Origin of the sequence: Variovorax sp. OK212 (assembly GCF_900112425.1) — a bacterium.
GTDB lineage: Bacteria > Pseudomonadota > Gammaproteobacteria > Burkholderiales > Burkholderiaceae_C > Variovorax.
In genome coordinates, this window is record NZ_FOLP01000013.1 from 1 (window position 1) to 24,419 (window position 24,419).

Here is a 24,419-nt window from a genome sequence, read left to right on the forward strand (position 1 = left end):
CTTTTCAGCGGAGCCTTCGATTATGCACTGTTTTTTCAAACAACGTCAACTTTCGAAGACCTTTTTCTCAACCCACTCAATCAACTCCTAAGAGCTCGCCCCGAAGAGCTTGATCGCTGCAACATCTTGCGATGCGCTGTCAGCCGAGCCCTCGATTATGCACAGTTTTCGACACTTCGGTCAACGGACGACAAATTTTTTAAGCAGGCAACAAAAAGCCCGGGCATCCCGGGCTCTGCATCCAGCATGCGCTGACGTAGATCAACTCTTCACTTCCAGTTGATTGTCCACCGACGTCACGCCTTGCACGCCCTTGGCAATCTCCTCGGCGCGCGCCTTCGCGGCGACTGTGGGCGCCGGGCCCTTCAGGCTCACTGCGCCGCCCTTCGTATCGACATTGATCTTGATCGCGCTGAGGTCCGGGTCTTTCGCCAGCCCCGCCGACACCGAAGCAGTGATGGCCGCGTCGTCCACCGTAGCGCTTACCGCGGCGCCGGCATTCTTAGCCGCCTCCTTGGCGTTGGCCATGCCTTCCTTCATCTCGGCCGTGGTACCGGACGCCTCTACTTTGGCCTTGGCCTCCTTCACCGCTTCGCCGGTCTTGGCCGCGGCGGTCTCGGCGGCCTGCTCGGTCTTGGCGACCGCGCTGTCGAGCTTCTCGCCAGCGCTGCGGTTGTCCGACTTGTCGCAGGCGGCCAGCGTGAGCGCGGCGCCTGCCACCAGCACAGCGAGCCATGCACGCGAGTGCGGCATGGCCGAGGACGGGTTGCGGGTGTCCTGGTCTTGTTTGTTCATGGAAACCTCCTGTCGATCACATCGTTCGTTCGCTGAAAAACGAAAAGGGCTGCACACACCCGTTTGCGGATGAATGCAGCCCCATCTCCGGTCACAGCTTGTCGGCGCCGTCCTTGATGGCGTCCTTGGCCTTTTCCTTCACGTCGCCGTAGGTCTTCTGCACCTTGCCGGCGGCTTGGTCAGCCACGCCTTCGCCTTGCAGCTTTTCGTTGCCGACCACCTTGCCGGCGGTTTCCTTGAGCTTGCCCTTGGCTTCCTCGACGCGGCCTGCCACTTGGTCCTTGTTCATGACGCTTTCCTTCTTGAGTAGGTGAAATGCGTGGAACCGAAATGGCCCACTGATTTCAATCTATGCGCCGCCCGGTGGGGACGAACGCCGCCGGAAGCCCGAAGCGCTGTAGGACAACAAGGCTCAAGCCGTGACGATCCATCCTTCAAGCGGGTCGACGACCGCCGGCAAGCCGTAGCCAGGCCCGGAGCTGGCCGCGCGATGCAGACCCCACGCGGCTTGGAGCAGGCACAGCACGGCGTCGATGTCGTCGCCCCGCGCGTCGGCGAGCAATTCGGCGCGTTGCGCAGCGGCGACGCCCAATGCCAGGCCCAGCCGGCTGGTGCCGGCCTCGAGCGCGTGCAGCAGATCGGCGCGCGCCGCCAGCCGCTCGGGCGTCTGCTTCGCCAAGTCGTCGCTCTTGTAGCTGCGGCGACCAATGAGCTCGCGCGCCAGCAAGCCCGGATAGGCCTCCAGCGCCACGCGCCCGTCATGCGTACCTTCGTGCAAGCCGGGAATGCGCGCGCCGGCCGCCAGCAGGCGCGGCACGCCCGCGTGGAGCATGTAGGCCACCGGCGGATTGACCCACTTCATCGACGGGCTCGAGCCCGCGGGCCCATCGGTCGCGCGGTGCGCAAACTTCCCGCCGACGGGCCGGGCCGCACAGAAGGCGGCAAAGGTGTCGCGGATCTCGGCGCGGCTCAGGCCTGCGTAGTGCGCCATCAGCGACGCCCATTCAACAGGCCAGCGCAGGTGCTCGACCAACTCGCGCGGCAGACTGAACGGAAAGTCGAAGCCGCCCACCCAGGCCGGCGTGGCGCACAACCAGTCGCCCCATGCATCGAGCGTGGCAAAGCGCTGCAGCCCGGTCAGCACCACGCGGTCCATACCGACTACCTCGCCGACTGCAACAACGATGGGCTTGCGCCGCGTCGGCGCGCTCGAGAAGTCGCAGCCGAACAGCACCGCGGCCTCAGCCCAGGGCCAGCGCCACCACGCCCGCGGCGATGAACAGTGCGCCCAGCACGCGCAGCAGCCGGTCGCCCTCGCGCAGCAGGTGGCCGCCGATCAGCGCTGCGAACAGCATCGACACCTCGCGCGCCGGCGCCACGTGCGAGATGGGCGCCTGCTGAACCGCATAGAGCACCAGCACATAGGACACCGGACTCACCGCCGCCACGAGCAGCGCGTACTTCCATTGCGCGCGCCACATGCGCGCCGTGGTCGCGCGGTCTTTCAGCGCGACGGGCACCAGGATCACCATGCGCACCAGGTTGCCGAAGTAGTCGAGCAGGATCGGCGACATCATGAGGAACTTGACCGCGTAGCTGTCGGCCACCGTGTACGCCGCGATGAAGCCGCCCGTCAGCACGCCGTAGCGAATGCCCTTGTGCACGCGCTCGCTCTGCGCGGGGTCGTGCGCCTTGCGCCAGAGCTTCGGTCCGCCGGCGACGAGGAACACACCGCCCACCACGCCCACGATGCCCGCCACGCCGACAAGGCTGATCTTCTCGCCGAGAAAGAGCACCGCCACCAGCGACGACAGCAGCGGGCCCGAGCCGCGCGCAAGCGGATAGACCACCGTGAGGTCCGACTTGCGGTAGCCCCGCAGCAGCACGATGAAATAGAAGATGTGCAGCACGCCGCTGAGCACGACGAAGCTCCACTCGGTGACGCCCCAGCCCGGCACCACGTTCCAGCCCAGCGTGATGCCCACGGGCGCCCAGATGAGCATGTTGAACACGCTGGTCTGGAAGCTGAAGCGCACGTCGCCGTTCGCCTTCTTGGCGGCGATGTTCCAGGCGGCATGAATGACCCCGGCCAGCAGGATCAGCGCGAATGCGGAGAGCGGCACCCCGGGTTCAGTGGCGGCCGACGATGGCGGCAGTGGCCATCAGTTCTTCAAGCAGCGCCAGCGAGACCTTGCCCGACACCGCGTACGGGTTGAGCTCGGGCTTTTCGGAGTACTTCAGCAGCGTCGAGGCGTTGAGCTTCGACAGGTTGACCTGCCCCATGGTCCAGCCGCCGAAACGGCGCTCGGAGATTTCTTCGTAGTGCAGCAGCACCACGTCCTTGTGGCGCGCGTCGCGCTGGATGTGGCCGTAGAGCTCGCTGATCGCCATGCGACCGCCCTCGATGGCCTGCAGGAAGGTGCCGGCACCGTAGCAAAGGATGCCGGTGATGCCGCACGTGGTGTTGTGCGAGCGCGATTGCGCAAGGATCGACTCGATGGCCTGCGGGCTGGTGTCGACGGCGCGGCTGGCGTAGAGAAGTCGGACCAGCATGGCTCAGCTCTTTCGGGGAAGAAGAGAAAGGAATTCGCGGCGCAGGCTGGGGTCCTTGAGGAACACGCCGCGCATCACGGAATTGATCATCTTGCTGTCCATTTCCTTCACGCCGCGCCAGGCCATGCAGAAATGCTCGGCTTCCATGACCAGCGCGAGGCCGTCGGGCTGCGTCTTTTCCTGGATCAGATCGGCCAGCTGCACCACTGCTTCTTCCTGGATCTGCGGACGGCCCATGACCCATTCGGCCAGGCGCGCGTACTTCGACAGGCCGATCACGTTGGTGTGCTCGTTGGGCATCACGCCGATCCAGAGCTTGCCGATGATCGGGCAGAAGTGGTGCGAGCAGGCGCTGCGCACGGTGATCGGGCCGACGATCATCAGCTCGTTCAGGTGTTCGGCGTTCGGGAATTCGGTGAGCGAGGGCGGCGCCACATAGCGGCCGCGGAACACCTCGTTCACGTACATCTTGGCGACGCGGCGCGCGGTGTTGTCGGTGTTGTGGTCGTTCTCGACGTCGATGACCAGGCTTTCGAGCACGCCCTTCATCTTGACCTCGACTTCGTCGAGCAGCGCCTCCAGCTCGCCGGGTTCGATGAACTCGGCAATGTTGTCGTTGGCATTGAAGCGCTTGCGCGCTGCGGCAATGCGCTCACGGATCTTCACGGAGACGGGCGTGCCCTCGTCATCGTCGTTTCGATCGGGGCGCGGGTCGACGTCGGTTTTCCTCAGCATGGCGGGGATCGTACCAGTGAATGACTCCAGGGCATTCGGGCCTGCAGCGCCCGCCCCTTCTTGGAGTATTGCTATCAATTGAGTAGCGAGAAATCGGCGACCAGCGGCAGATGGTCGGACATGCGGGTCCAGATGGGACCGCGCGGCACCGCGCACGCCTGCGGCTGCAGCTTGCGTCCGTAGATGAAGTCGAGTTGCGCCACCGGCAGGCGCGACGGGTAAGTGAGCGTGCGCGCACCGCGCAGGTCGCTGGTGTCGCGCAGCCCCATGGCGTTCATGGCGTAGCGCATGCGCGCGCCCCAGTCGTTGAAGTCGCCCGCCACCACCACGGCCTCCTCGGGCGGCACTTCGCGCTCGATGAACTCGCGCAGGCGCGCGATCTGCCGCACGCGGCTGCCCTTGATGAGCCCCAGGTGCACCACGATGGCGTGCACCGGCTGGCCGTCGACGTCGATCACCACGTGCAGCAAGCCGCGCTGCTCGAAGCGGTGGTCGGAAATGTCCTGGTGGCTGGTGCGCACCACCGGCCAGCGCGTGAGCAAGGCATTGCCGTGCTCGCCGTGGCGCGTGACGGCATTGGTCTCATAGACGGCGGTGTAGCCCTCGGGCGCGAGAAAGTCGGCCTGCGGCAGCTCGGGCCAGCGGGCGAAGCGCGCCGCGGCCTGACGGTTCATCTTGCGCACCTCCTGCAGGCAGACGATGTCCGCGTCGAGCTGCTCGATGGCGTGGCCGAGGTTGTGGATCTCGAGCCTGCGCGCGGGGCCGATGCCTTGCACACCCTTGTGGATGTTGTAGGTGGCGACGCGGAGGTTCTGCGCTGCTGCTGATGCCGGCTGGTTCATCGCACAAATTCTGGCAGCAACAGAATGGCTTCGGCGTTCGATGGGGAAAAACAGGCGTCGGCCGCCGCGTGGTACGGCAGCCAGCGCCAGTCGGTGTGCTCGCGCGGATCGAGCACCGGCGTCAGGCGCTCGGGCACGCACAGGCCGAACAGGTGCTCGGTGTTGTGGGTCACGCCGGGCGCGTAGCGGGCGCGCCAGCGCGGATAGATCTCGTAGACGTTGCGCAACTGCCAGTCGACCAGCTGCGGGGCCAGCGCGGTGCCCTCGCCGCAGCGAATGCCGGTCTCCTCGGCCACTTCGCGCGCCGCGGTGAGCGCCAGCGGCTCGTCGGCGGCGTCCTTGCTGCCGGTGACCGATTGCCAGAAGTCGGTCTCGGCGTCCGCACGCCGGATCAGCAGCACATCGAGCGCCGGCGTGTGGATCACGACCAGCACCGACTCCGGGATCTTCCAGGGTCGGGGGCCAGTCGTCATGGCGGCGTCAGACCGCCTGGGGCGTGTTGCGCAGCTTGATGTGCAGTTCGCGCAGCTGCTTCTCGTCGACCGGGCTCGGCGCCTGCGTCAGCAGGTCCTGCGCGCGCTGGGTCTTGGGGAAGGCGATCACGTCGCGGATCGACTCGGCGCCGGTCATGAGCATGACCAGGCGGTCCAGGCCGATGGCGATGCCGCCGTGCGGCGGCGCGCCGTACTGCAGCGCGTCCAGCAGGAAGCCGAACTTCAGCTGCGCGTCCTCGGCGCTGATCTTCAGCGCGCGGAACACCTTGCTCTGCACTTCCTCGCGGTGGATACGCACCGAACCGCCGCCCATCTCGATGCCGTTGAGCACCATGTCGTAGGCCTTGGCGATGCACTTCTCGGGCGCGGTGTCCATCAGGTCTTCATGGCCGTCCTTGGGTGCGGTGAACGGGTGGTGCACGGCGCTCCAGCGCTGGCCTTCCTCGTCGAACTCGAACATCGGGAAGTCCACCACCCACAGCGGTGCCCAGCGGTCGTCGAACAGGCCGGTCTTCTTGCCGAAGGCGCTGTGGCCGATCTTCACGCGCAGCGCGCCGATGGCGTCGTTGACGACCTTTTCCTTGTCGGCGCCGAAGAACACGATGTCGCCGTTGCGCGCACCCGTGCGGGCGATGATCTCGGCCAGCGTGTTGTCGTCCAGGTTCTTCACGATCGGGCTTTGCAGGCCTTCGCGGCCCGCGGCAGCGTCGTTGACCTTGATGTAGGCCAGGCCCTTGGCGCCGTAGATCTTGACGAATTCCTGGTACGCGTCGATTTCACCGCGCGACATGCCGCCTTCGGCACCGCCGCCGGGAACGCGCAGCGCGACCACGCGCCCGCCGGTCATGGTGGCGGCGTTGGAGAACACCTTGAATTCCACGCGCTTCATGAGTTCGGTGAGTTCGGTGAACTCGAGCTTCACGCGCAGGTCGGGCTTGTCCGAGCCGTACTTGAACATCGCGTCGCCGTACGTCATGGTCGGGAACACCGGCAGGTCGATGCCCGCGGCGTTGCGGAACATGGTGCGCACCATGCCTTCGAACATCTCGCGGATCTCTTCTTCCGACAGGAAGGAGGTCTCGATGTCGATCTGCGTGAATTCGGGCTGGCGGTCGGCGCGCAGGTCTTCGTCGCGGAAGCACTTCACGATCTGGTAGTAGCGGTCGTAGCCGGCCACCATCAGCAGCTGCTTGAACAGCTGGGGCGACTGCGGCAGCGCGAAGAAGCTGCCGTCATGCACGCGGCTGGGCACCAGGTAGTCGCGCGCGCCTTCGGGCGTGGACTTGCCAAGCATGGGCGTCTCGATGTCGATGAAGCCGTTGGCGTCGAGGAACTTGCGCGTTTCCATCGTCACCTTGTAGCGCAGCATCATGTTGCGCTGCATGGCCGGGCGGCGCAGGTCGAGCACGCGGTGCGTGAGGCGGGTGGTTTCCGACAGGTTGTCGTCGTCCAGCAGGAACGGGGGCGTGACCGAGGGGTTCAGCACCTTCAGCTCGTGGCACAGTACTTCGATCTTGCCGCTCTTGAGCTGGTCGTTGGTCGTGCCTTCGGGGCGCGAGCGCACCAGGCCGGTGATCTGCACGCAGAACTCGTTGCGCAGGTTCTCGGCCACGGCGAAGGTCGACGCGCGATCGGGGTCGCACACCACCTGCACGTAGCCTTCGCGGTCACGCACGTCGACGAAGATCACGCCGCCGTGGTCGCGGCGACGGTTGACCCAGCCGCACAGGGTGACGGTTTGGCCCAGCAGGGCTTCGGTCACGAGACCGCAATAGTGAGTACGCATGGCCATAGGAATCCATTCCGGCGCCTTGTGGGCGCGTTCGTTTTTATGAGTTGGAAGACTTCACCGCCACCGTGGAGGGGCCGCCTGGAACGACCACCCCCATCGAGACGATGTACTTGAGCGCTTCGTCCACGCTCATCTTCAGTTCGATGCAGTCGCTGCGCTTGAGCATCACGAAGTAGCCGCCCGTCGGGTTGGGCGTGGTCGGCACGTAGACACCGAGGTAGTCGCCGCCGCCCAGGTGCTCGACCACGTCGGCGCCGGGCGTGCCGGTGACGAAGGCGATGGTCCAGACCCCTTCACGCGGCCACTCCACCAGCACCGCCGTGCGGAAGGCGTTGCCGTTCTCGGAGAACAGCGTGTCCGACACCTGCTTGACGCTCGAATAGATCGAGCGCACCACCGGAATGCGGCGCACCACGGCGTCGCCCCAGCCCAGCAGGCGCTTGCCCACGAAGTTGCTGGCAATGGCGCCCACCACCAGCAAGATCGCCAGCGTGAGCAGCACGCCGAGGCCGCGCACGTTGTTGTCGTAGAGCCAGCGCTGCCACGCGCCGGGCAGCACCCAGAGCGTCTGGTCCAGCGTGTCGATGATCCACTTCAGCACCGCGAGGGTGATGAACAGCGGAACGATCACCAGCAAGCCGGAGAACAACCATTTGCGCAGGGCGAGCATGGCGGTCGGTATGTGTGGATCAGTCGCCGCTCTTGGCGGCAGGAGCCGGCGCGGGAGCCGGGGCAGCGGGTGCGGGCGCCGCTGCGGGTGCAGGACTCGGCGCGGGGGCGGTGGTGCCGGAAGACGAATCGCCGGACTTGGCTGTGTCGCTCGACGCGGGCGCTGTCGCCGGCTCGGTCTTCTTGCCACCGCCGTCGCGGAAATCGGTCACATACCAGCCCGAGCCCTTGAGCTGGAAGCCGGCGGCCGTGACCTGCTTTTCGAACGCACTCGCGCCGCAGTTCGGACACACCGTGAGTGGCGCGTCGGACATCTTCTGCAAAGCGTCTTTGGCAAAGCCGCAGGCACTGCACTTGTAGGCGTAAATGGGCATGGGAATGGGTTCAAAAAAGCGGCGCAGCTGCCGCTCGCAAAGCCCTCGATTATAGGGCCGCCCCCGCCCAAGGCCCTCCAGCCCTGGCGCCGGGGCGCTCCTTCAGGCGGGTTCCGTGGCCAGCGGGCGATGCGGCGTGTGAGTGTTCGCCAACCATTGCGGCAGCAGCGAACCGACCCCCATCCCCACGAAAGCGCACAGCACGCCGGCCAGCTGGGCCGGGAATGCGCTGCCCCAGGGCATCCACAGGAACAGCAGCCACACGCCGATGCCCAGCACGATCGAGGCAATCGCCCCCTGCGTGGTGGCGCGGCGCCAGTAAAGGCCGCACACCAGCGGAACGAAGGCACCGACCAGCGGCACCTGGTAGGCGCCCGAGACCAGCTCGTAGATCGGCGTGCCCTGCATGCGGATGGCGTAGGCCAGCACCGCGGCGCTGAACAGCAGCACCGTGATGCGCATCGTCATGAGGTTCTGGCGGTCGGTGCCGGCCGGGCGAAACTGGCGCCAGATGTTCTCGGTGAAGGTGACGCTCGGCGCCAGCAAGGTGGCCGACGCGGTCGACTTGATGGCCGAGAGCAGCGCGCCGAAGAACAGCACCTGCATCACGAACGGCATCTTCTCGAGCACCAGGGTGGGCAGCACCTTCTGCGGATCTTCCTTGAGCAGCGTCGCGGTCTGCTCCGGCATGATCAGCAGCGCGCTGGCCACCAGGAACATGGGCACGAAGGCGAACAGGATGTACGCCACGCCGCCGATGACGGGGCCGCGCTGCGCCGCCTTGACGCTGTTGGCCGACATCACGCGCTGGAACACGTCCTGCTGCGGAATGGAGCCCAGCATCATCGTGATGGCGGCGGCGAAGAAGAACACCATGTCGTGCCAATTGGGCTCGGGCCAGAACTTGAAGAGGTCCTTGCTGACGGCAAAGGCCACCACCTTGTCGGCGCCGCCGGCCATGTTGCCCGCGAACATCGCGATCACGGCCAGGCCGGTCACCAGGATGATCATCTGCATGAAGTCGGTGACGGCCACCGACCACATGCCGCCGAACAGCGTGTACGCCAGGATCGAGATCACCCCGATCACCATGCCCACCGGGATGCTGATGGCGCCGGCCGACAGCAGGTTGAACACCAGCCCCAGCGCCGTGACCTGCGCCGACACCCAGCCCAGGTAGCTCAGCATGATGATCAGCGAACAGGCCACCTCGACGGTGCGGCCGTAGCGCTCGCGGTAGTAGTCGCTGATGGTCAGCAGCGTCATGCGGTAGAGCTTGCCCGCGAAGAACAGGCCCACCAGGATCAAGCAGGTGCCCGCGCCGAACGGGTCCTCGACCACGCCGTTCAGGCCGCCCTCGATGAACTTCGCCGGGATGCCGAGCACCGTTTCGGAGCCGAACCAGGTCGCGAAGGTCGTCGTGACGATCATGAAGAGCGGCAGGTGCCGCCCGGCAATGGCGAAGTCGGTGGTGTTCTTCACCCGCTTGGCGGCATACAGGCCGATGGCGATGGTGACCAGCAGATAGACGATGACCAGCGTCAGCAGCACGACGGGAACTCCTCTAGAAAATACGCACGCGCACCAGCAATTGCATGGCGAGCAACCCCAATACAAAACCTATGCCACCGTAGACGATGGCCTGCAGCAACCGGTTGGTGCGCTTCTGTTCGGCCAGCAGCTCGAGCAGTTCGCGCCGGTTGTCGGCGGGGCGATTCTCCAAGAAATCGTGCAGCAGCCGCGGGAATTGAGGAAGCAATTTGGCGTACCGCGGCGCCTCGGCCTTGAGCTGCTGCAGCAGCTTCTTCGGGCCGATCTGGTCGACCATCCACTTTTCGAGGAACGGCTTGGCCGTGGCCCAGAGGTCGAGATCGGGGTCGATGTTGCGGCCCAGCCCCTCGATGTTGAGCAGCGTCTTCTGCAGCAGTACCAGCTGCGGCTGGATCTCGACCTGGAAGCGGCGCGAGGTCTGGAACAGGCGCATCAGCACCATGCCCAGCGAAAGCTCCTTCAGCGGCCGGTCGAAGTACGGCTCGCACACGGTGCGGATCGCCGCCTCGAGCTCGTCGATGCGCGTGCCCACCGGCACCCAGCCGCTTTCGAGGTGCAGCTCGGCCACGCGCTTGTAGTCGCGCCGGAAGAAGGCCACGAAGTTCTGCGCGAGGTATTCCTTGTCCGACTCGGTCAGCGTGCCGATGATCCCGAAGTCCAGCGAGATGTAGCGCCCGAAGGTCTCGGGCTCCAGGCTCACCTGGATGTTGCCGGGGTGCATGTCGGCATGGAAGAAGCCGTCGCGGAACACCTGCGTGAAGAAGATCGTGACGCCGTCGCGCGCCAGCTTGGGAATGTCGACGCCGGCCGCGCGCAGGCGGTCCATCTGCGCAATGGGCACGCCCTTCATGCGCTCCATCACCATGACCTCGGGGTGGCAGAAGTCCCAGAACATCTCGGGAATCAGCACCAGGTCGAGTTCGGCCATGTTGCGGCGCAGCTGGGCCGCGTTGGCGGCCTCGCGCACCAGGTCGAGCTCGTCGTGCAAGTACTTGTCGAACTCGCCGACCACCTCGCGCGGCTTCAGGCGCTTGCCGTCGGCCGAGAGCCCTTCGACCCAGCCGGCCATCATGGCCATGAGCGCCAGGTCTTTCTCGATCACGCCGCGCATGTTGGGGCGCAGCACCTTCACGGCCACTTCGCGCACATCGCCCTGGTTGGTGCGGATGGTCGCGAAGTGCACCTGCGCGATCGACGCGCTGGCGATGGGTGTCTCGTCGAACTGGATGAACACGTCGCTCACCGGGCGGCGGAACGCGCGCTCGATGGTGGCAATGGCCACCGACGAGGGGAACGGCGGCACGCGGTCCTGCAGAAAGGCCAGCTCGTCGGCGATGTCGGGCGGCAGCAGGTCGCGCCGGGTCGACAGCACCTGGCCGAACTTCACGAAGATGGGGCCGAGCCGCTCGAGCGCCTCGCGCAGCCGCTGTCCGCGCGGCGCGTCGAGGTTGCGCCCGATGGACACGACGCGCGCCACCACGCGCAGCCAGGGCTTCTGGAAGCTCGTGAGCACGAGCTCGTCGAGACCGTAGCGCAGCGCGACCCAGACGATGAACAGGCCGCGATAGAAGCGCCTCATTCGACCTTGCCCGCCGCGTCGGCCGCCGAGCCGCCAGCCTTGGCCGTGCGGTCGCCGACGAACTGGCGCAGCGCGCCCACCACGCGGCGCACGGCATTGCCCAGCGTGTGCGCGGGCACGTCGCCGATCACGCGAGCGAGGTCGTCCTCGATGTCCCAGCGCACGTGGTCGACCAGCCAGTTGACCTCGGCGGCCAGCTGCACGTCACCGATGATCTGCACGGAGGGCTTGTCGCCGCGCAGCGTGGCACGGGCAATGTCGAAGGGGGAGTCTTCGGTGACGGTGAGCGTGAGTTCGGGCACCGCGCCGGCGGGTGCCAGGTCGAGCAGGCCGGCGGGCGTGGCCACCAGCTCCATCGTCACGAAGCGCCACTGGAAGCGCACCACCCGCCCCTGCTGGCGCAGCAGGCGCTGCTGGGCCTCGGGCTCCTGCTGCAGCACATGGTTCAGGAACAGCACCGCGCGGTGCTGGATCTCGTGGACCGCCCAGTCCGGCGGCTGCAGGCGCTCGCCGATGCGGTTGAAAAGGTCGCCGAGAAAAGAAAATGGGGACGATGGTGTGGCCATGTCCCCATTATCCCGTCTGTGCCGCGGCCCCGTGAGGGCCGCGTTTCAGCTTTTTACTGCAGTGCCTGCACGCCTGCCACCAGCCAGCCGCCGTTGCCGTTGGTCGGCTTGGTCATGTTCCACACTTCGCGGAACGGACCCGGGCCCGCCGAGGCGTCTTCGCGGATCATGCCGGAGAACTCCACGCTGGCCATGTAGGCGTCGGGCAACTCTTCGATGCCCAGCAGCTTGGCGTCAAGCATCACGACTTCGGTCTTGTTCGATGCGCCGCCCGTGTGGCCGGCGCGGTCGGCCAGCTGCGTGCGGATCTCTTCGACCATGCTGTCGGTCATCATCGAACGCAGCATCGACACGTCGGCGCGATCCCATGCGTCCTGCAGCGTCACGAAGTTGCGCTTGGCGGCACCGAGGAAGCCGTCGACATCGAAGCCCGCGGGGATGCCCCAGGACTGCGAGCCGCCGAGTGCCGAGCCGATCATGCTGCCACCGGCCGCGGCACCCGCTGCCGAGAGGCTGCTGCCGTGCGGCGCGTCGTTCGAAGGCGCGGCGTCGAAGGCCGCGTTGTTGCGCTCCCACGGACGGGCCGATGCGTCGTTGCCCACGTTGGCCGGGCTGTACTGCGCCGGCGCGGCGGCGTTGCTCGGGCTGGCACCTGCGCCCTGGAAGGCGAAGCCGCCCTGGCGGTTGCCGGCGGGCTGCGAGCGCGCCTTGATCATGCGCCACACCACCACGCCAGCCAGCACCAGCAGGCCGATCAGCAGGATGTTGCCGAACCCGGCGCCGAGGCCGAGCGAGTGCGCCAGCCATGCGAGGCCCAGGCCGGCGGCCAGGCCGCCGAGCATCGCGCCCCAAGGACGTTTCGGTGCAGCGGCCGCGGGTGCGGGCGTTGCGGGCTTCGCAGCGGCGTTGGTCGCGTTCTGCTGCGCGGGCGCAGCAGGCGGCGTCGATTGGCGTTGCGTCACGTTGGACGACTGGCGCCCGAAGGACTTGCCGCCACCCATGCGCGCTGCCTCGGCCTGGACACTGCCCAGCACCAACGCAGCCGCCAAAAACAAAGTACCCAAACTCTTCATGTCGTCTCCTCTCGAGCGAAAGATTCGCGTCATCAACATTTGATTCCAACATGCAGGGCTGCAATGCCCCCCGTCATGTTGTGATAGTCCACATGTCCGAAACCGCCCTCTTTCATGAGGGTCTTGAGTTCCTCTTGCGAGGGGTGCATCCGGATCGATTCGGCCAGGTAGCGATAGCTCGCGTCGTCGCCGGCCACGAGCTTGCCCAGGCGCGGCAGCACGTTGAAGGAGTACCAGTCGTAGGCCTTGGCGAGCGGCTTGGCGACCTTCGAGAACTCGAGCACGAGCAGCTTGCCGCCCGGCTTGATCACGCGGTTCATTTCCTTGAGCGCGGCGTCCTTGTGCGTCATGTTGCGCAGGCCGAAGGCCACCGTGACCACGTCGAAGTGGTTGTCGGCGAAGGGCAGCTTCTCGGCGTCGCAGACCGTGGTGGGCAGCACCACGCCGGCGTCGAGCAGGCGATCGCGCCCGGTGCGCAGCATGGCTTCGTTGATGTCGGTGTGCACCACCTGGCCGGTGGCGCCGACCTTCTTCGCGAACGCCAGCGCGAGGTCGCCGGTGCCGCCCGCGATGTCGAGAACGCGCGAGCCTTCGCCCACGTTCGCGACCATCACGGTGTACGCCTTCCAGGCGCGGTGCAGGCCGGCCGACATCAGGTCGTTCATGACGTCGTAGCGCGATGCAACCGAATCGAAGACACCGCGAACGCGGCGAGCCTTCTCGCTTTCGTCGACTGTTTCGAAGCCGAAGTGTGTGGTACTCATGCGACCGATGTTAGGCCGGAAGCCTTCACATCAAGCCGACGACCCCGCGCGCACGGCGGGCATTTGTTGCTTTTTTCGTCCCGCCCTTCCTGGGCGTAGGGCTATGTTTTCAATAGCAACGCCCGGAGATTCGGGCGGTTTCGCGGACCTCAGTGGCTGCCGCAGGCGTGGCCGCTCTTGTCGATCATCGGCGCATCGCGATCGACGCCGGCCGCGGCCAGCCGCTGCTCGTAGGTGGCCCACAGTTCGGCCTGCTTCGCACCCAGTTCGTAGAGCAGGTCCCACGAGTAGATGCCCGTGTTGTGGCCGTCGCTGAAGGTCGGCTGCACGGCGTAGTTGCCCACTGGCTCGAGGTCGACCAGTTCGACGTCGCGCTTGCCCGTCTGCAGGATTTCCTGGCCCGGGCCGTGGCCCTGCACCTCGGCCGACGGCGAACAGATGCGCATCAGCTCGAAGGGAATGCGGAAGGTCGCGCCGTCCGAAAAACCCACCTCGAGCACGCGCGACTGGCCGTGCACGGTGATCGATTGCGGCGTCGGTGCGCCCGGTTTCAAACCTGCCATCAGAAGCTCCTGTTGCCCAATCGTTCGATCATCGCAGCCTCGGCCGCGGGCAGCCGCGCGGCGATGTCCGCCTCTTGCGACGCATTGCGCTCGCGCTGCACCGCCGCCCACACCGAACCCGGAAAGTGGCTGTCGCCGGCAAAGCGCGCGATCACGTGCCAGTGCAGGTGCGCCACCATGTTGCCGAGCGCGGCGAGATTGATCTTGGCCGGCGCAAGGTGCTCGCGCAGGCATTGCTCGACCACCGCCACGGCGTCCATGCAGAGCACGCGGTCGGCGGCGTCGAGGTCGGAAAATTCGACCGCATGCTCGCGCCACACCACGCGATAGAAGCCCGGGAAACCGGCCTCCTCCGCATGGATGACGCGCAGCTTCGCGCCTTCGAACACGAGGCGCCCGCCCAGGCCCTCGCACAGCACGCAGCCGGGTGCCTTCGTCACACCAGCACCCGCTCGATCCCGCCCTGGTTGGCGGCGGCCACGTAGGCCGGCATCCAGTCGGCGCCGAGGATCTTGTTGGCCATCTCGACCACGATGTAGTCGGCTTCGAGCAGCCCGTTGTTCAGGTCGTTGCCGTAGCGCGAGAGGCCTTGCAGGCAGCTCGGGCAGCTGGTGAGGATCTTCACGTTGTCGTTCGCGCCGACCTTGCCCGCATCGCGCAGCGCGGCCTCGCCCTTCTTCAGTTCCTCTTCCTTGCGGAAGCGGATCTGCGTGGAGATGTCGGGCCGCGACACGCCCAGCGTGCCCGACTCGCCGCAGCAGCGGTCGTTCTTGAGCACGTTGTCGCCGACCAGCGCCTTCACCGTCTTCATCGGGTCCTGCTGCTTCATCGGCGAATGGCAGGGGTCGTGGTACAGGTAGCCGGCACCGCCGGCACCGGCCAGGGTGATGCCCTTTTCGAGCAGGTACTCGTGGATGTCGATGATCCGGCAGCCCGGGAAGATCTTGTCGAACTGGTAACCCTGCAGCTGGTCGTAGCAGGTGCCGCAGCTCACCACCACCGTCTTGATGTCGAGGTAGTTCAGCGTGTTGGCCACGCGGTGGAAGAGCACGCGGTTGTCCGTGATCATCTTCTCGGCCTTGTCGAACTGGCCGCTGCCGCGCTGCGGATAGCCGCAGCACAGGTAACCCGGCGGCAGCACCGTCTGCACGCCCGCATGCCACAGCATGGCTTGCGTGGCGAGCCCCACCTGCGAGAACAGGCGCTCGGAGCCGCATCCGGGGAAGTAGAAGACCGCCTCGGTCTCGGAGGTGGTCGCCTTCGGGTTGCGGATGATCGGTACGTAGTCGGCATCCTCGATGTCGAGCAGCGCGCGCGCCGTCTGCTTGGGCAGGTTGCCCGGCATCTTCTTGTTGATGAAGTGGACCACCTGCTCCTTGATGGGCGCCGGGCCCAGCGTGGCCGGGGGCGCGGCGGTCTGCTTCTTCGCAAGGCCGCGCAGCAGGTCGTTGGCCAGGCGCTGCGCCTTGAAGCCCACGCCCACCATGCCCGCGCGCACCGCCTTGATGGTCTGCGGGTTGGTCGCGTTCAGGAAGAACATCGCGGCGGCGTTGCCGGGGCGGAAGCTCTTCTGGCCCATCTTGCGCAGCAGGTTGCGCATGTTCATCGACACGTCGCCGAAGTCGATCTTCACCGGGCACGGCGTGAGGCACTTGTGGCACACGGTGCAGTGGTCGGCCACGTCCTCGAACTCTTCCCAGTGCTTGATGCTGATGCCGCGGCGCGTCTGCTCCTCGTAGAGGAAAGCCTCCACCAGCAGCGAGGTCGCGAGGATCTTGTTGCGCGGGCTGTACAGCAGGTTGGCGCGCGGCACGTGCGTGGCGCACACCGGCTTGCACTTGCCGCAGCGCAGGCAGTCCTTCACGCTGTCGGCAATGGCGCCGATATCGCTCTGCTGCATGATCAGCGACTCGTGGCCCATCAGGCCGAAGCTCGGCGTGTAGGCGTTGGTCAGGTCGGCGTGCAGCGTCTGGGCCTGGCCGGCCGGGGCGCGCAGCAGCTTGCCCTTGTTGAAGCGGCCTTCGGGGTCGACCCGGGCCTTGTATTCGGTGAACGGACGCAGCTCTTCGTCGCTCAGGAACTCGAGCTTGGTGATGCCGATGCCGTGCTCGCCGGAGATCACGCCGTCCAGGCTGCGCGCCAGCGCCATGATGCGCACCACCGCGGCATGCGCGGTCTGCAGCATGTCGTAGTTGTCGCTGTTCACGGGGATGTTGGTGTGCACGTTGCCGTCGCCCGCGTGCATGTGCAGCGCGACCCACACGCGGCCCTTGAGCACGCGCTTGTGGACGGCCGTGCATTCGGCCAGGATCGGCGCGAACTCGGCGCCCGCGAAGATTTCCTGCAGCGGCTGGCGCAGCTGGGTCTTCCAGCTCGCGCGCAGCGAGTGGTCCTGCAGCTGGGCGAATTGCGCATCCACGTTCTGCAGCCAGCCGGCCCACAGCGCGCGCACCTCCTGCACCAGCGTCACGGCCTGCGCCACGCGGTCTTCGAGCAGCTCGGCCGCGGGAATCTCGTGCGCGTCGTCGGTCTTGCCAAGCGGCAGGTTGCCGCGCGTGAGGAAGGCCTCGAGCTCGTCGGTCAGCGCGAGCTTGTTCTGCAGCGACAGCTCGATGTTGATGCGCTCGATGCCGTCGCTGTATTCGGCCATGCGCGGCAGCGGGATCACCACGTCTTCATTGATCTTGAAGGCGTTGGTGTGCTTGCTGATGGCGGCCGTGCGCTTGCGGTCGAGCCAGAATTTCTTGCGCGCCTCGGGGCTGATGGCAATGAAGCCTTCGCCGCTGCGCGAGTTGGCGATGCGCACCACTTCCGAGGTGATGCGCGCCACGTCGTCGGCATCGTCGCCGGCGATGTCGCCGAACAGCACCATCTTCGGCAGGCCGCCGTGCTTCTTCGACTTGGTGGCGTAGCCCACCGCCTTCAGGTAGCGGTCGTCCAGGTGTTCCAGGCCGGCCAGCAGCACGCCCGAGCGCTTCTGCTCGGCGAACATGAAGTCCTTGATCTCGACGATGCTGGGCACCGCGTCCTTGGCGTTGCCGAAGAACTCCAGGCACACGGTGCGCGTGTGCGCCGGCATCTTGTGCACCACCCAGCGGCAGCTGGTGATGAGGCCGTCGCAGCCCTCTTTCTGGATGCCCGGCAGCCCCGAGAGGAACTTGTCGGTCACGTCCTTGCCGAGGCCTTCCTTGCGGAAGGTGCGCCCGGGAATGTCGAGGCGCTCGGTGCGCAGCTTGGTCTTGCCGTCGGCGGCGTAGTACTGCAGCTCGAACAGGGCACTTTCGGCGTCGTGGATCTTGCCGAGGTTGTGGCCGATGCGCGTGACCTCGAGCCATTCGGCCTGCGGCGTCACCATGCGCCACGAAGCGAGGTTGTCCAGCGCCGTGCCCCACAGCACGGCCTTCTTGCCGCCCGCGTTCATGGCCACGTTGCCGCCCACGCACGAAGCTTCGGCCGAGGTCGGATCGACCGCGAACACGAAGCCCGCGCGCTCGGCCGCGTCGGCCACGCGCTGCGTGACCACGCCGGCCTCGGTCCAGATGGTGGGCACGGGGTCGGCCAGGCCGGGCAGCGGCATGTGCTCGACCTCGGTCATCGCCTCGAGCTTCTCGGTGTTGATGACCACGCTCTTCCAGGTCAGCGGAATGGCACCGCCGGTGTAGCCGGTGCCGCCCCCGCGCGGAATGATGGTCAGGCCCAGCTCGATGCAGCCCTTCACCAGCAGCGCCATCTCGGCCTCGGTGTCGGGGCACAGCACCACGAACGGGTATTCCACGCGCCAGTCGGTGGCGTCGGTCACGTGCGACACGCGCGACAGGCCGTCGAACTTGATGTTGTCCTTGGCCGTGAGGCGGCGCAGCACCCGCGTGGCCTTGCGGCGCAGGGAGGCGACTTCGCGGAAGGTGGTGTCGAAGGCGGCCACCGCCTCGCCCACCAGCGCGGTGAGCTCGCCCACGAGCTGGTCGCGCGAGGCATCGCTGTCGGGGGTGCGGCGCTTCTGCACCTCGCTCAGGCGGTGCTTCAAGGCATCGACCAGCTGGCCTCGGCGGCGCGGGTTGTCCAGCAGGTCGTCGACCAGGTACGGGTTGCGCTGGACCACCCAGATGTCGCCCAGCACCTCGTAGAGCATGCGCGCCGACCGGCCGGTGCGGCGCTCGGCGCGCAGGGTCTGCAGCAGTTCCCAGCCGCGCTCGCCGAGCAGGCGAATCACGATTTCTCGGTCGGAGAAGCTGGTGTAGTTGTACGGGATCTCGCGCAGTCGCACAGGCTCTGCGGCCTGTGACAACAGCGTGTTCAACGCGGTCGGAGCATTCATCGGGGTGGCGCCACGGCCAGGCACTGCGTGCCCATTCAGCCGGGCCGGAGATTTTAGGACAGCGCCCGGAGACGTGCCCCGGGGTCCCCGCGAAGGCCTAGAACAGCACCCGGCTGCGGATGGTGCCCGGCACCTGGGCCAGCTTCTCGAGCGCGAGGTCGGACGAGGCGGCGTCGATGTCCATCACCACGTAGCCGACCTTCTCGTTGGTCTGCAGGAACTGCGAGGCGATGTTGATGTTGTTGTCCGAGAAGATCTTGTTGATCTCGGACAGCACGCCCGGCACGTTCTTGTGGATGTGCAGCAGCCGGTGCTTGCCCGGGTGGGCAGGCAGCGCCACTTCCGGGAAATTGACCGACGAGATCGACGTGCCGTTGTCGCTGTACTTGACCAGCTTCTCGGCCACTTCGCCGCCGATGTTGGCCTGCGCCTCCATGGTCGAGCCGCCGATGTGCGGCGTCAGGATCACGTTGTCCAGGCCACGCAGCGCGGACACGAACTCGTCCTTGTTGCTGCCCGGCTCGACCGGGAACACGTCGATGGCGGCGCCCCAGAGCTTCTTGGTCTTGATCGCGTTGGCCAGCGCCTCGATCTCGACCACCGTGCCGCGCGCGGCGTTGATCAGGATGCCGCCCGGCTTCATGGCGGCGATCTCGGCCTCGCCGATCATCCATTTGGTGGAGGGCAGCTCGGGCACGTGCAGGGTGACGATGTCGCTCTGCGCCAGCAGGTCGTGCAGCTTGGGCACCTGTCGGGCGTTGCCCAGCGGCAGCTTGCTGACCACGTCGTAGAAGGCCACATGCATGCCCAGCGCCTCGGCCAATACCGACAGTTGCGTGCCGATGGAGCCATAACCGACGATGCCCAGCGTTTTTCCGCGGATTTCGTGCGAGTTGACGGCCGACTTGAGCCAACCGCCGCGGTGCGCCAGCGCGTTCTTCTCGGGAATGCCGCGCAGCAGCAGGATGGCCTCGGCCAGCACCAGTTCGGCCACCGAGCGCGTATTCGAATAGGGTGCGTTGAACACCGCCACGCCGCGTTCGCGGGCCGCGTTCAGGTCGACCTGGTTGGTGCCGATGCAGAAGCACCCCACCGCCACCAGCTTGGGCGCGGCCGACAGCACGTCGGCGGTGAGCTGGCTTTGCGACCGGATGCCCAGGAAGTGCACGTCGGCCAGCTTGGCCTTGAGCTCTTCGCCCTGCAGGGCCTTCGGCAGGGTCTCGATCTGACTGTAGCCAGCTCCGCGGATCACCTCGATGGCCGAAGGATGAACGCCTTCAAGAAGAAGGAACTTGATCTTGCTTTTGTCGAGAGAGGTTTTGCTCATTCCCGGAGGCTAGCATGGTGCAGCGCAGCAAGCGGATGCACCAGGCATGAGCGCGGACAGTCAAAAGGGTTTCCCCGGGTTTGAGCTATTTCTGCTTCATGCGACAACATCCGCCGCGAAACATTCACACATGTAACCTAACATCGCGGCTTTTCAAATTCCCCTTCAGGAGTCTTCATGCGCTTCAAGACGCTTGCCATCGCTTCGGCTTTGGCCACCACGCTGGCGATGCCAGTTATCGCCCAGGCCCAGACGGAAATCCAGTGGTGGCATTCGATGGACGGCGCCCTGAACGACTGGGTCAACGACCTGGCCAAGCAATTCAACGAAAGCCAGAAGGACTACAAGATCGTGCCCACCTACAAGGGTGAATACGACCAGTCCATGGCTGCCGGCATCGCCGCCTACCGCTCGGGCAACGCGCCCGACATCCTGCAGGTCTTCGAAGTGGGCACCGCCACCATGATGTACTCCAAGGGCGCCATCAAGCCCGTGGCCGACGTCATGAAGGAAGGCGGCCAGAAGTTCGACCCCAAGGCCTACATTCCCGCCGTGGCCGGCTACTACACGGCCCCCAACGGCCAGATGCTGTCGTTCCCGTTCAACAGCTCCACGACGGTGTTCTATTACAACAAGGACGCCTTCAAGACCGCCGGCCTGGACCCCGAAAAGGCGCCCGCCACCTGGCCTGAAGTCGTTTCGGCCGCCGCCAAGCTCAAGGCCAGCGGCAACCAGTGCCCCTTCACCACCTCGTGGATGAGCTGGGCCCAGCTCGAGAGCTTCTCGGCATGGCACAACACCTCGTACGCGACCAAGAACAACGGTTTCGGCGGCCTCGACGCCCGCCTGGAATTCAACTCGCCGTTGCACGTTCGCCACTTCGAGAACCTGTCGAACATGTCCAAGCAGGGCCTGTTCGTCTACAAGGGCCGCGCCAGCAAGCCGATCACGTCGTTCACCTCGGGTGAATGCGCGATGTTCATCGGCTCGTCGGGCAGCTACGCCAGCGTGAAGCGCGACGCCAAGTTCAAGTTCGCCGAGTCGGCCCTGCCGTACTACCCGGACGTGGCGGGCACGCCGCAGAACACCATCGTGGGCGGCGCCAGCCTGTGGGTGATGTCGGGCAAGCCGGCCGCCAACTACAAGGGCGTGGCCGCGTTCTTCACGTTCCTGTCGAGCCCCAAGGTCCAGTCCGACAGCCACATGCGCACCGGCTACCTGCCGATCACCATGGCTTCCTATGAGCTGACCGAGAAGACCGGTTTCTACAAGGAAAACCCGGGTACGGACGTTGCCGTGAACCAGATGATCAAGAAGACCACCGACAAGTCGCGCGGCGTGCGCCTGGGCAACCTGCCCCAGATCCGCGCCATCGAAGACGAGGAAACCGAGCTGATCTGGACCGGCAAGAAGACCCCGAAAGAAGCGTTGGACAGCGCCGTGAAGCGCGGAAACGAACTTTTGGTGAAATTCCAGGCCGCAAACAAGTAAGCTCTGCACCCGGCTGACCGGCGCGAACGAATGTTCGTTTCGGTTCGTTTTACCCCCGCAAGCCAGCCTGCCTCCGTGCAGTGCTGGCTGTTTGCTTATTAGTGTGTCTGTGACCTGAACGCTCCCTCATGGAAAAACGCGTCCTTTTTCGTTCGAGCTGGCTGCCCTGGGCTTTGCTCGCCCCGCAGCTGATCATCGTCGGCGTCTTCTTCTTCTGGCCCGCCGGCCAGGCGCTGGTGCAATCGCTGCAGCAGCAGGATGCGTTCGGTAATTCGATCACCTGGGTCGGCCTCGACAACTTCGTGGCGCTGTGGAACGACAGCACCTACATGGCCTCGTTCCAGACCACGCTGGTCTTCTCGGCGCTGGTCACGGTGCTGGGCCTGAGCATCGCGCTGCTGCTGGCCGTCTTCGCCGACCGCGTGGTGCGCGGCTCGCGCTTCTACCGCAGCGTGCTGATCCTGCCGTACGCCGTGGCGCCGGTGGTCACCGGCCTGCTGTGGTCGTTCATGTTCTCGTCGTCGATCGGCATCGTGGCCTATTGGCTCAAGAAGATGGGCTTCAGCTGGAACCACCTGCTCAACGGCAACGACGCCATGGCGCTGGTCGTGATGGCGGCGGTGTGGAAGCAGATTTCGTACAACTTCCTGTTCTTCCTCGCGGGCCTGCAGTCGATCCCGAAGTCGCTGATCGAGGCGGCCGCCATCGACGGCGCGCGCCCGATGCGGCGCTTCTGGACCATCCAGTTCCCGCTGCTCACGCCCACCACCTTCTTCCTGCTGGTGATCAACATGGTGTACGCCTTCTTCGACACCTTCGCGATCATCGACGCCACCACGCAAGGCGGCCCGGGCAAGGAGACCGCCACGCTGGTCTACCGCGTGTACTTCGACGGCTTCCGCGGCATGGACTTCGGCGGCGCCGCCGCGCAGTCGGTGGTGTTGATGGCCATCGTCATCTGCCTCACGGTGCTGCAGTTCCGCTACGTCGAAAAGAAGGTCCAGTACTGATGACCTCCTTCACCTCCCCCATGCAATTCAATCTCTCGACGACGGAGGCCCGCCATGGTTGAGCGCCGCGCCTCCCTGGGCATCCTCGCGCACGCCATCATGATCTTCGGCGTGATCCTGGTGGTGTTCCCGATCTACCTGGCCTTCGTGGCCTCCACGCACACGCCGCAGGAAATCATGCAGGCGCCGATGCCGATCCTGCCCGGCGGCCACTTCTGGGAAACCTACAAGGCGGCGCTCACCGGCGGCGGGCGCACCAGCACCAACGTGTCGGTGGCACGCATGATCTGGGTGAGCTCTGTCATCACCTTCATCATCACCTTCGGCAAGATCAGCATCTCGCTGCTGTCGGCCTTCGCGGTGGTGTACTTCCGCTTCCCGCTGCGCAGCCTGTGCTTCTGGCTGATCTTCATCACGCTGATGCTGCCGGTCGAAGTGCGCATCGGCCCGACCTACCAGGTGGTGGCCAGCCTCGGCATGATCAACACCTTCGCCGGGCTCTCGGTGCCCCTGATCGCCTCGGCCACGGCCACCTTCCTGTTCCGCCAGTTCTTCCTGACGGTGCCCGACGAGCTGGTGGAAGCCGCGCGCGTCGACGGCGCGGGCGCCATGCGCTTCTTCAAGGACATCCTGCTGCCGCTGTCGAAGACCAGTATCGCGGCGCTGTTCGTGATCCAGTTCATCTACGGCTGGAACCAGTACCTCTGGCCGCTGATCGCCGCGACCAGCGAGAACATGTACCCGATCGTGGTGGGCATCAAGGCCATGACCGGCAACGGCGAGTCGCCGGTGGACTGGAACGTGGTGATGGCCACCGCCGTCCTGGCCATGCTGCCGCCGGGCATCGTGGTGGTGCTGATGCAGAAGTGGTTCGTCAAGGGCCTGGTCGATACCGACAAATAAAACGCTGAACGAAAAATGGCTGCTCTCTCTCTACGCAACGTCATCAAGCGCTACGGCCACGGGCCGAAAGCCAACCAGGTCATCCACGGCGTGAGCGCCGAGATCGCCGACCATGAATTCATCGTGATCGTGGGCCCCTCGGGCTGCGGCAAGTCCACGCTGCTGCGCATGGTGGCCGGCCTCGAGGAAGTCTCGGCCGGCGAGATCGCCATCGGCAACAAGGTGGTGAACCAGCTCGAACCTTCCGAGCGCGACATCGCCATGGTGTTCCAGAACTACGCGCTGTACCCGCACATGAGCGTGTTCGCGAACATGGCCTACGGCCTGAAGATCGCCAAGGTGCCGGTCGACGAGATCAAGGTGCGCGTCGACAAGGCCGCCAAGATCCTCGAGCTCGGCCACCTGCTGGAGCGCAAGCCGCGCGAACTCTCCGGCGGCCAGCGCCAGCGCGTGGCCATGGGCCGCGCCATCGTGCGCCAGCCGCAGGTGTTCCTGTTCGACGAACCGCTGTCGAACCTGGACGCCAAGCTGCGCGCGCAGACCCGCCTCGAAATCCAGAAGCTGCACCGCGAGCTGGGCATCACCTCGCTGTTCGTCACGCACGACCAGGTCGAGGCCATGACGCTGGCGCAGCGCATCATCGTGATGAACGGCGGTGTGATGGACCAGTTCGCCACGCCCGAAGAGGTCTACAACCGCCCCGCCACCACCTTCGTGGCCAGCTTCATCGGCTCGCCGCCGATGAACCTGCTCAAGCACGCGCCGGGCGTGCGCCCGGGCCAGATCCTGGGCATCCGCCCCGAGCACATGAAGCTCGACGAAAGCGGCTGGACGGTGCAGGTCGAGCAGGTCGAACTGCTGGGCGCCGAGCGCCTGGTGTACGGGCGCATCGGCGACGAGCAGATCATCATGCGCACCGACGAAGGCGACCATCCGCCGATGGCCGGCGACACGGTGAAGATCGCCGCGCGCGAAGACAAGCTGCACTGGTTCGACGCCGGCTCCGGCAAGCGCGCCGACTGA

General features: G+C 65.9%; 25 protein-coding genes. 5 read left to right on the forward strand and 20 right to left on the reverse strand.

Features of this window, described 5'->3' with window-relative positions:
- The coding region (locus BM004_RS41825; protein ID WP_218152739.1) for a hypothetical protein at positions 1–255 on the forward strand (255 nt) is incomplete at its 5' end.
- Positions 256–261: 6 nt separating this feature from the next.
- Here BM004_RS41825 and BM004_RS28135 read toward each other — a convergent pair.
- The 20 genes from BM004_RS28135 to serA all read right to left on the reverse strand — a co-directional run bounded on the left by BM004_RS28135 (position 262) and on the right by serA (position 19,992).
- Positions 262–795 (reverse strand): BON domain-containing protein, encoded by a 534-nt coding sequence (locus tag BM004_RS28135; RefSeq protein WP_093218445.1) that lies wholly within the window; start codon positions 793–795, stop codon positions 262–264.
- Between the two features lie 91 nt (positions 796–886).
- Positions 887–1,084, reverse strand: a complete 198-nt coding sequence (locus tag BM004_RS28140) for a CsbD family protein (RefSeq protein WP_093218446.1) — start codon at positions 1,082–1,084, stop codon at positions 887–889.
- A 123-nt stretch (positions 1,085–1,207) separates the two neighbouring features.
- Positions 1,208–2,029 (reverse strand): DUF429 domain-containing protein, encoded by an 822-nt coding sequence (locus tag BM004_RS28145; RefSeq protein ID WP_093218447.1) that lies wholly within the window; start codon positions 2,027–2,029, stop codon positions 1,208–1,210.
- A gap of 7 nt (positions 2,030–2,036) precedes the next feature.
- Positions 2,037–2,918, reverse strand: coding sequence for a DMT family transporter (locus BM004_RS28150; RefSeq protein ID WP_093134934.1), 882 nt, complete (start codon positions 2,916–2,918; stop codon positions 2,037–2,039).
- 7 nt (positions 2,919–2,925) lie between these two features.
- A complete protein-coding gene (locus BM004_RS28155) occupies positions 2,926–3,348 on the reverse strand; it encodes a BLUF domain-containing protein (RefSeq protein ID WP_093134931.1) in 423 nt (140 codons plus the stop codon).
- 3 nt (positions 3,349–3,351) lie between these two features.
- A complete protein-coding gene (gene folE, locus BM004_RS28160; RefSeq protein WP_093134929.1) occupies positions 3,352–4,083 on the reverse strand; it encodes a GTP cyclohydrolase I in 732 nt (243 codons plus the stop codon).
- A 74-nt stretch (positions 4,084–4,157) separates the two neighbouring features.
- Positions 4,158–4,925: an endonuclease/exonuclease/phosphatase family protein gene (locus tag BM004_RS28165; protein ID WP_093218448.1), complete on the reverse strand. Its 768-nt coding sequence runs from the start codon at positions 4,923–4,925 to the stop codon at positions 4,158–4,160.
- Positions 4,922–5,398, reverse strand: a complete 477-nt coding sequence (gene nudB / locus BM004_RS28170; RefSeq protein WP_093218449.1) for a dihydroneopterin triphosphate diphosphatase — start codon at positions 5,396–5,398, stop codon at positions 4,922–4,924. The genes BM004_RS28165 and nudB overlap by 4 nt, the downstream gene beginning before the upstream one ends.
- Positions 5,399–5,405: 7 nt before the next feature.
- On the reverse strand, positions 5,406–7,211 hold the full coding sequence (gene aspS / locus BM004_RS28175; protein ID WP_093218451.1) for an aspartate--tRNA ligase: 1,806 nt from the start codon (positions 7,209–7,211) through the stop codon (positions 5,406–5,408).
- 37 nt (positions 7,212–7,248) lie between these two features.
- Positions 7,249–7,881: a DUF502 domain-containing protein gene (locus BM004_RS28180; protein WP_093134918.1), complete on the reverse strand. Its 633-nt coding sequence runs from the start codon at positions 7,879–7,881 to the stop codon at positions 7,249–7,251.
- Between the two features lie 19 nt (positions 7,882–7,900).
- On the reverse strand, positions 7,901–8,254 hold the full coding sequence (locus BM004_RS28185; RefSeq protein ID WP_093134916.1) for an FmdB family zinc ribbon protein: 354 nt from the start codon (positions 8,252–8,254) through the stop codon (positions 7,901–7,903).
- A 102-nt stretch (positions 8,255–8,356) separates the two neighbouring features.
- Positions 8,357–9,805: a high affinity choline transporter 1 gene (locus tag BM004_RS28190; protein WP_093218452.1), complete on the reverse strand. Its 1,449-nt coding sequence runs from the start codon at positions 9,803–9,805 to the stop codon at positions 8,357–8,359.
- A 13-nt stretch (positions 9,806–9,818) separates the two neighbouring features.
- Complete coding sequence (ubiB, locus tag BM004_RS28195) at positions 9,819–11,384, reverse strand: ubiquinone biosynthesis regulatory protein kinase UbiB (protein WP_093218453.1); 1,566 nt, start codon at positions 11,382–11,384, stop codon at positions 9,819–9,821.
- Positions 11,381–11,950, reverse strand: a complete 570-nt coding sequence (locus tag BM004_RS28200; protein ID WP_093218460.1) for a ubiquinone biosynthesis accessory factor UbiJ — start codon at positions 11,948–11,950, stop codon at positions 11,381–11,383. The genes ubiB and BM004_RS28200 overlap by 4 nt, the downstream gene beginning before the upstream one ends.
- A 53-nt stretch (positions 11,951–12,003) precedes the next feature.
- Positions 12,004–13,023 carry a Tim44 domain-containing protein gene (locus BM004_RS28205; protein WP_093218461.1) on the reverse strand — a complete coding sequence of 340 codons (1,020 nt, stop codon included), beginning with the start codon at positions 13,021–13,023 and terminating at the stop codon, positions 12,004–12,006.
- 32 nt (positions 13,024–13,055) lie between these two features.
- Positions 13,056–13,787, reverse strand: a complete 732-nt coding sequence (ubiE, locus tag BM004_RS28210) for a bifunctional demethylmenaquinone methyltransferase/2-methoxy-6-polyprenyl-1,4-benzoquinol methylase UbiE (protein ID WP_093134903.1) — start codon at positions 13,785–13,787, stop codon at positions 13,056–13,058.
- Positions 13,788–13,936: 149 nt separating this feature from the next.
- On the reverse strand, positions 13,937–14,350 hold the full coding sequence (locus BM004_RS28215; protein ID WP_093218462.1) for a gamma-butyrobetaine hydroxylase family protein: 414 nt from the start codon (positions 14,348–14,350) through the stop codon (positions 13,937–13,939).
- The gene (locus tag BM004_RS28220; protein ID WP_177206626.1) at positions 14,350–14,790 is read right to left on the reverse strand and encodes an HIT family protein; all 441 of its coding nucleotides are present in this window, start codon (positions 14,788–14,790) and stop codon (positions 14,350–14,352) included. Before BM004_RS28220 ends, BM004_RS28215 begins: the two co-directional genes overlap by 1 nt.
- Complete coding sequence (locus tag BM004_RS28225) at positions 14,787–18,665, reverse strand: DUF3683 domain-containing protein (RefSeq protein ID WP_093218463.1); 3,879 nt, start codon at positions 18,663–18,665, stop codon at positions 14,787–14,789. Before BM004_RS28225 ends, BM004_RS28220 begins: the two co-directional genes overlap by 4 nt.
- Before the next feature lie 97 nt (positions 18,666–18,762).
- Entirely contained in the window at positions 18,763–19,992 is a 1,230-nt protein-coding gene (serA, locus tag BM004_RS28230) for a phosphoglycerate dehydrogenase (protein ID WP_093218468.1), read from the reverse strand.
- Between the two features lie 177 nt (positions 19,993–20,169).
- Here serA and ugpB point away from each other — a divergent pair, with 177 nt between their 5' ends.
- The 4 genes from ugpB (at position 20,170) to ugpC (ending at position 24,419) form a co-directional block, all read left to right on the forward strand.
- The gene (ugpB, locus tag BM004_RS28235; protein ID WP_093134890.1) at positions 20,170–21,483 is read left to right on the forward strand and encodes a sn-glycerol-3-phosphate ABC transporter substrate-binding protein UgpB; all 1,314 of its coding nucleotides are present in this window, start codon (positions 20,170–20,172) and stop codon (positions 21,481–21,483) included.
- A 128-nt stretch (positions 21,484–21,611) separates the two neighbouring features.
- The gene (gene ugpA / locus BM004_RS28240) at positions 21,612–22,493 is read left to right on the forward strand and encodes a sn-glycerol-3-phosphate ABC transporter permease UgpA (RefSeq protein WP_093218469.1); all 882 of its coding nucleotides are present in this window, start codon (positions 21,612–21,614) and stop codon (positions 22,491–22,493) included.
- A gap of 54 nt (positions 22,494–22,547) precedes the next feature.
- On the forward strand, positions 22,548–23,396 hold the full coding sequence (gene ugpE / locus BM004_RS28245; RefSeq protein WP_093134885.1) for a sn-glycerol-3-phosphate ABC transporter permease UgpE: 849 nt from the start codon (positions 22,548–22,550) through the stop codon (positions 23,394–23,396).
- Between the two features lie 15 nt (positions 23,397–23,411).
- The gene (gene ugpC, locus BM004_RS28250; RefSeq protein ID WP_093134883.1) at positions 23,412–24,419 is read left to right on the forward strand and encodes a sn-glycerol-3-phosphate ABC transporter ATP-binding protein UgpC; all 1,008 of its coding nucleotides are present in this window, start codon (positions 23,412–23,414) and stop codon (positions 24,417–24,419) included.

Excerpts from the sequence above, each read along its gene's own strand:
- BM004_RS28135 (WP_093218445.1), bottom strand. The coding sequence starts at position 795 with ATGAACAAACAAGACCAGGACACCCGCAACCCGTCCTCGGCCATGCCG.
- BM004_RS28140 (WP_093218446.1), bottom strand. The coding sequence starts at position 1,084 with ATGAACAAGGACCAAGTGGCAGGCCGCGTCGAGGAAGCCAAGGGCAAG.
- BM004_RS28155 (WP_093134931.1), bottom strand. The coding sequence starts at position 3,348 with ATGCTGGTCCGACTTCTCTACGCCAGCCGCGCCGTCGACACCAGCCCG.
- folE (WP_093134929.1), bottom strand. The coding sequence starts at position 4,083 with ATGCTGAGGAAAACCGACGTCGACCCGCGCCCCGATCGAAACGACGAT.
- BM004_RS28165 (WP_093218448.1), bottom strand. The coding sequence starts at position 4,925 with ATGAACCAGCCGGCATCAGCAGCAGCGCAGAACCTCCGCGTCGCCACC.
- nudB (WP_093218449.1), bottom strand. The coding sequence starts at position 5,398 with ATGACGACTGGCCCCCGACCCTGGAAGATCCCGGAGTCGGTGCTGGTC.
- aspS (WP_093218451.1), bottom strand. The coding sequence starts at position 7,211 with ATGGCCATGCGTACTCACTATTGCGGTCTCGTGACCGAAGCCCTGCTG.
- BM004_RS28180 (WP_093134918.1), bottom strand. The coding sequence starts at position 7,881 with ATGCTCGCCCTGCGCAAATGGTTGTTCTCCGGCTTGCTGGTGATCGTT.
- BM004_RS28185 (WP_093134916.1), bottom strand. The coding sequence starts at position 8,254 with ATGCCCATTTACGCCTACAAGTGCAGTGCCTGCGGCTTTGCCAAAGAC.
- ubiB (WP_093218453.1), bottom strand. The coding sequence starts at position 11,384 with ATGAGGCGCTTCTATCGCGGCCTGTTCATCGTCTGGGTCGCGCTGCGC.
- BM004_RS28200 (WP_093218460.1), bottom strand. The coding sequence starts at position 11,950 with ATGGCCACACCATCGTCCCCATTTTCTTTTCTCGGCGACCTTTTCAAC.
- BM004_RS28205 (WP_093218461.1), bottom strand. The coding sequence starts at position 13,023 with ATGAAGAGTTTGGGTACTTTGTTTTTGGCGGCTGCGTTGGTGCTGGGC.
- ubiE (WP_093134903.1), bottom strand. The coding sequence starts at position 13,787 with ATGAGTACCACACACTTCGGCTTCGAAACAGTCGACGAAAGCGAGAAG.
- BM004_RS28215 (WP_093218462.1), bottom strand. The coding sequence starts at position 14,350 with ATGGCAGGTTTGAAACCGGGCGCACCGACGCCGCAATCGATCACCGTG.
- BM004_RS28225 (WP_093218463.1), bottom strand. The coding sequence starts at position 18,665 with ATGAATGCTCCGACCGCGTTGAACACGCTGTTGTCACAGGCCGCAGAG.
- serA (WP_093218468.1), bottom strand. The coding sequence starts at position 19,992 with ATGAGCAAAACCTCTCTCGACAAAAGCAAGATCAAGTTCCTTCTTCTT.
- ugpB (WP_093134890.1), top strand. The coding sequence starts at position 20,170 with ATGCGCTTCAAGACGCTTGCCATCGCTTCGGCTTTGGCCACCACGCTG.
- ugpA (WP_093218469.1), top strand. The coding sequence starts at position 21,612 with ATGGAAAAACGCGTCCTTTTTCGTTCGAGCTGGCTGCCCTGGGCTTTG.
- ugpE (WP_093134885.1), top strand. The coding sequence starts at position 22,548 with ATGGTTGAGCGCCGCGCCTCCCTGGGCATCCTCGCGCACGCCATCATG.
- ugpC (WP_093134883.1), top strand. The coding sequence starts at position 23,412 with ATGGCTGCTCTCTCTCTACGCAACGTCATCAAGCGCTACGGCCACGGG.